This window comes from uncultured Campylobacter sp., from assembly GCF_937997595.1.
Taxonomy (GTDB): domain Bacteria; phylum Campylobacterota; class Campylobacteria; order Campylobacterales; family Campylobacteraceae; genus Campylobacter_B.
The window spans coordinates 1-5,679 of the sequence record NZ_CALKTS010000164.1; the positions used below are offsets into that span (position 1 = coordinate 1).

The 5,679-nt window shown below is 42.3% G+C and carries 5 protein-coding genes; 1 reads left to right on the forward strand and 4 read right to left on the reverse strand.

Translation table 11 applies throughout. From position 1 onward, the window contains the following. Positions 1-878: calcium-binding protein (locus Q0614_RS05970; protein WP_298787244.1), on the forward strand; the 878-nt coding region annotated here is incomplete at its 5' end. A 589-nt stretch (positions 879-1,467) separates the two neighbouring features. Here the strand turns inward: Q0614_RS05970 and Q0614_RS05975 are convergent. The 4 genes from Q0614_RS05975 to Q0614_RS05990 form a co-directional block, all read right to left on the reverse strand. Further along, positions 1,468-2,769, reverse strand: coding sequence for an HlyD family type I secretion periplasmic adaptor subunit (locus Q0614_RS05975; RefSeq protein WP_298787245.1), 1,302 nt, complete (start codon positions 2,767-2,769; stop codon positions 1,468-1,470). A 24-nt stretch (positions 2,770-2,793) separates the two neighbouring features. Beyond that, positions 2,794-3,075, reverse strand: a complete 282-nt coding sequence (locus tag Q0614_RS05980; RefSeq protein ID WP_298787246.1) for a type II toxin-antitoxin system RelE/ParE family toxin — start codon at positions 3,073-3,075, stop codon at positions 2,794-2,796. A 3-nt stretch (positions 3,076-3,078) separates the two neighbouring features. Next, entirely contained in the window at positions 3,079-3,315 is a 237-nt protein-coding gene (locus tag Q0614_RS05985; RefSeq protein WP_298787247.1) for a hypothetical protein, read from the reverse strand. A gap of 175 nt (positions 3,316-3,490) precedes the next feature. Further along, the gene (locus Q0614_RS05990) at positions 3,491-5,674 is read right to left on the reverse strand and encodes a type I secretion system permease/ATPase (protein ID WP_298787249.1); all 2,184 of its coding nucleotides are present in this window, start codon (positions 5,672-5,674) and stop codon (positions 3,491-3,493) included. Positions 5,675-5,679 lie beyond the last annotated feature (5 nt).

Sequence of the window (5,679 nt, forward strand, 5' to 3'; positions counted from 1 at the left end):
ACACTGTTCAAGATTATAGCGGCAACGATACGATCAGATTTAAAGAGGGGATTAGCGCGAATGACCTACTAGTAAAAAGAGCAGACAAGGATATAAATAGCCTTGAAATTTCTATCAAAGGAACCGAAGATAAATTAACTATAAAAGATATCTATTGGAATGAAGGAAGAAACTACTACGGTAATATAAATAATTTCGAATTCGCAGATGGAACAAAACTCTCCCTTCATGAATTCGAAACACAAACTATGTTTAAAGGAACCGACGGTAACGATATCATTAGAGGGTCAATTGCCAATGATGAAATTTATGGCGGCAAGGGCAACGACACTCTTTACGGTCAAGAAGGGGATGATACCCTCTATGGTGGCGAAGGCAACGATACCTTGGCCGGATATTACGGCAACGACATCCTTTATGGCGGCGAAGGCGATGATATCCTTTACGGAGAGCATGGCGACGATATCCTAGAAGGCGGATCCGGTAATGATAGATTGGAAGGTGGCGAAGGCAACGATACCTATGTATTCGGCAGAGGCGACGGAGTAGACACTGTTCAAGATTATAGCGGCAACGATACGATCAGATTTAAAGAGGGGATTAGTAAAGAAAACATCACCTTCCAAAGGGTCGCCAATGATCTGGTATTAAAATACGGCGATAACGACACCGTCCGCATAAATAATCAATTCGGCGGCGGTGCTATAGAGCAGATCGCGCTTGCTAGCGGAGAGTATATCACTGCCAGCAAAATCAATAAGATCATCGAAGATCTCAACGCTTACGCCTCAAATAACGGCATGAGCAATATCTCGATGGATGATATGAAAAATAATCCGGATATCATGCAGATGTTTGCGAGCGGCTGGGGGAATTAATCGCCGCCCCCCGCCCCCCGTCCACTCTAACCCAGGGCTGCGCACTCTCAATGCTACATGTTGCTCTGCTAACGACTACTCGTGAAACGCCGCCGGTTGCTCGCAAAGGCTACCGGCGGTAACAATCTCGCCCCTCGCAGATATATTGTTTTTTTGTTCGCTTGGATTGTCGCCATCCGCTATGATAAAACAACCTCTCAGATGAAAAGTAGCTGTTCAAGCGGGTATCCAACCAGGCGAGACAGGTAACCGCTCGGGTAAGGGCTGCTGTTCAAATTGCGCATTTAACCAGAGGCTCACATGCTAGAACGAACAGCAGCTCAATATAGAGGCAGCGGCTATCCACTCTGCTTCGGTACTACATTAAAAAAATTTATCAAGAGGACGTCCTTGCTTGCGCTAAATTTAAAGTAAGGCTGTGCTAGGACAGATGGGATAGGTAGTTCTACTCAAACGAAGCTTGAGGGTATCGGTGTAGTTGCTCCTACCCTCTAGGACAGGCAGGATAGGAGTCACTCAAACAAGCAATGTATTTGAGCGAAGACTTACCCATTAGGGTAAAATATCCACTTGCCATCCTGCCCTTTCTCTATCTTACGCTAAGTCCTTCATCCAAGTATTTGATGACAGGATAGATAAATAGCTCTATTACCCGTCTTTTGCCTACTTTTACTTCGGCAGTTACGCTCATACCGGGCTCGATCTCCTTTTTGATCCCATCTACGATCAAAAATGTAGAATCCGGTCTGATCTTTACTTCGTAAATCTCTCCTAGCTTCTCGTCATTTATCGCATCGTTTGCTATGTGAATGAGCTTACCTTCTAGCTTGCCGTATTTTTGAAAGTCGAAGGTCTGAACCTTAATGGCTACGCTTTGATTATTTTCCAGATAGCCTATGTCTTTATTAAGCACGTTTGCTTTGATGATTAAAGGCTTATCGCTAGGCACTATAGAGATTAAATTTTCTTGATTTGTGATGGCGGTTCCTTGCGTATTTACAAGTAGCTTCCCCACAAAGCCGTCAACCGGAGAGGAGATGATCTGCTGTCTGGTTTGAAACAAGATCGCGTTGATCTCCGCTTTTAGCGAGCTTGCTTCCTTCTGTTTAGCAAGCATCTCATCGAGCCACTTGGATATACTTTGGCTTTTAAAGGCCTCAAGCTCCTTAGCTAGCTCATCTAAATTCGCCCTTTGCTCGGCAAGCTTTTCTTTTGAAATTTTAAGATTGGAGTTTAGCTCGATTACCTTGGATTTCAGTTCGTATAGATCCTTGCGCGCTATTATATCTTTTACCTTATTTAGATTATTCAGCCGCGCTTCATCTATCTTTAAAATTCCGCTTAGTCTCTCGACTTCTAAATTGGTGGAATTTATCCCCATTTGCAGAGCTTGCATTTTTAGATTATAGACGTTTATGCTCTCTTCGTAGTTTGATTTTTGCGTATTGTATAAGCTCAGTTCATCTGCGCTGATATTGGCATCTAAGCTTTTGCCCGAGCTTAGAGCATCAAGCCTTTTTATCGAGTATTCAAGTAGGGCTAGGCTCTCTTGCTTGGTGGATAAATTTACCGTAGAGACGCTAGGATCGATTAAAATAAGATGATCGCCCTTTTTTACTCTATCGCCCTCTTTAACTAAAATTTTAGAAACGACGCCGCTTTCGAGAGATTTTAAAATTTTGATCTCGCCGTCGGGCACGACCTTACCGTTAGCACTTACTACGATATCCACTTTGGCAAACACCATCCACAGCACGGCAAATATCAAAGCCCCGCAAGCTATCCATAAAATTGATCTTCCCAAAGGGTTTTGCGGAGCATCCTCTATCTCGATTAAAAGAGGCTTAAACTCGTTTGAATCATCCTCTATTCTTTTGAAAATTTTTAGCATTGTTTGCAACTTTAATCTAATAAATTATTTCATAGCATGGCTATTGCGTTTAAATATCGCTAATATTTTTATGGCGTCTTTGCTTACGCGAAACGGCACAGTATAGCCTTTAAAAACTAGATCCCTAGTATCTTTACGATTTAGCTTAGGATTTTTTCTAAAACTATACGGGCGATTTGGAATGTCTGAAATTTTAACAATCAAATCATCTGCAAATTTAGCCGCCCTTTCGGGACTATCTTGCGCGATAAACATAATAATTTTATCCAAATCATTAAGGAATTCTTCGCTATAGACAAGATTCATATCTTAGGCCATTTTTTTAAAAAGCTTATTTAAATGCTCCAATAGCTCCTCGTGCGAGCGATATTTCAGCTCGCCTCTATCGTCGGCATCTGAAATTTCCATAAGTCTAGCTTCATCCTGCGGGCTTAAATAATTCAGCTCATTATAGCTTATAACGGCGGTAGGATCATTTGCGATTATATCCTCTATGGCTTTAAGCGTTTTAGCGTTTGACGTTTGAATATTTATCGATGCAAGCATAGTTTATCCTTGTAGAAATCTAATTGAATTATGCCATAAATTTATAATAAAGCTCTTAAGCTTTGTGCGTATAACAAACGTATTAAAAATATGGGTTCAAGAAAAACATACTCAAATTTAAAGATAAATCTTTCATTAGCGCTACATTCATTCGCAGCTCTCATCTCATCCAAGCCTATCCTAGTTGCTTATCATATAAGCTCTTGTAGTAGCCGCCCAGAGCCATTAGCTCCTCGTGCTTTCCGCGCTCTACGATCTCGCCCTTATCTAGCACTAAAATTTCATCGCAATTCTTAACGGAATTTAGCCTATGGGCGATGATGATGAAGGTTTTTCCCTTTTTGATCTCGCTTAAATTCTTATTGATAATGCTTTCGCTTTCGTAATCAAGTGCGGAGGTCGCCTCATCAAAGATTAAAATTTTAGGATTATTTATGAGCGCTCTAGCGATTGCGATGCGCTGTTTTTGTCCGCCGCTAAGGCTCGAGCCGCGCTCGCCTACGAAGGTATCGTAACCCCCTGCAAGCTCTGCGATAAAATCATGAGCGCCCGCGATCTTACTAACCCTGATGATCTCCTCCATACTCGCTCCGCTTGCGGCAAAGGCGATGTTTTCTTTGATGCTGCCGCTAAATAGATAGTTTTCTTGAAGGACTACGCCGATGTTTTGCCTCAAAAGATATGGATTTAGATGTCTGATATCTATGCCGTCGATATAAACGGCGCCCGAGCTTTGCAGATAGAGCCGCTCGATCAGCTTCGTAATCGTGCTTTTGCCGCTGCCGCTTCTACCGACTATGCCTACGCTTTTGCCCGGTTCTACGTGAAAGCTGATATCTTTTAGCACTAAATTTAGATCCGGTCTGTATCTGAAATTTACGGCGTCAAATTTTATATCTCCTTCTATATTATTTAGCGCAATGGGTTTATCGGTGCTCTGCTCGGTTGGAGTATTTAATATATCTCCTAGCCTATCAACGCTAAGAAGGGCTTGCTGAAACTCATTCCAAAGACCAACTAGCCTCATTACAGGAGCGCTAAATTGCCCCGCAAACATCTGAAAGGCGATGAGTTGACCGACGCTTAGCTTGCCTTCGATTACGAGCCCCACGCCGAAGTATAAAATGCAAAGCGTCATAAGCTTTTGCAGTGCGGAGGCAAAGCCGCTTGCGACGTTGCTTAAATTTGAAAGATTAAAAGATGAGCGGACGTATCTGCCTAGATTTTCCTCCCACATCTTTTGCATGCTGCCCTCGATCGCTAGAGATTTTACAGTCTGCATTCCGGTTACTGCTTCTACGAGATAGGAGTTTGAAGCGGCTCCCATTTGAAATTTATCCTCTAATCTCCTTCTAAGCACCGGCGTGATAAAAAAGTAGATCGCAGCAATTACGCTTATAAATGCGATTGCGATCAGCGTGAGTTTAATGCTATAAAGCAGCATCATAAAGACAAATACGAAGCTAAATAAAATATCAAGTAGCACGCTAACGCTTTTATTTGCGATAAACTCTCTTATGCTATCTAGTTCTCGCACTCTAGCTACTATGTTTCCTACCTTGCGGTTCTCAAAGTAAGTCATCGGAAGCAGAGCCAAATGGCTAAAAAGCTCGCTACCGAGCCTAGCGTCAATTTTAGTGGTAGTGTGCGCGAATATATAATTTCTACTTAGACTTAAAAGCATCTCAAATATGATAGTTGCCAAAAATGCAAATGCAATGACGTTTAGCGTGCTGATGCTATGATGAGTTAAAACCTTATCGAGCACCACCTGCGTAAAAAGAGGTGTAACAAGACCAAAAAGCTGCATGATAAATGAGGCCAAAAGCACTTCAAATACCACTCTTTTAAAGCTTAACATCCGCTTGTAAAACCAGGCAAAGCCAAATTTAATCTGAGAATTCAGAGTTTTATGAGCTAGCACGATAAACTCGCCGCTACAAAGATCAAATAGCTCGCTAGCATTAAGCTCTTTTACGGAATTTCCGCCGTCAAATACGATAAATTTAATAGCTGCTTCTTGTCCTTGCGAGGATTTGGATGAGCGGGGAGCGTTAGTCTCTTTGGCGGAGGAATGGGGTGCGCCCGCGGAGAAGGAAGACGGCGCGCTAGAAGAAGATGATGTATCGGAAGATAACGATGCGGACGAAGATGAGTTTAAAGAATTTGTCGTGTCGCTGTTAGAGCTCAATATCTCCTTGGAATCTGCCGTATCTTTGGAATTTGCGCTATTTAGATCGGCTGCCGTCTTGTTAGTATTTGCCGCTTTAATATCCGCTTTACTTTGCTGTTCGATCTTTAGGACGTTAAAGTAGCTTCCATCCTTTTTTTGAAGGATAAAGGGCGGCTTATAGCGCATCAAAT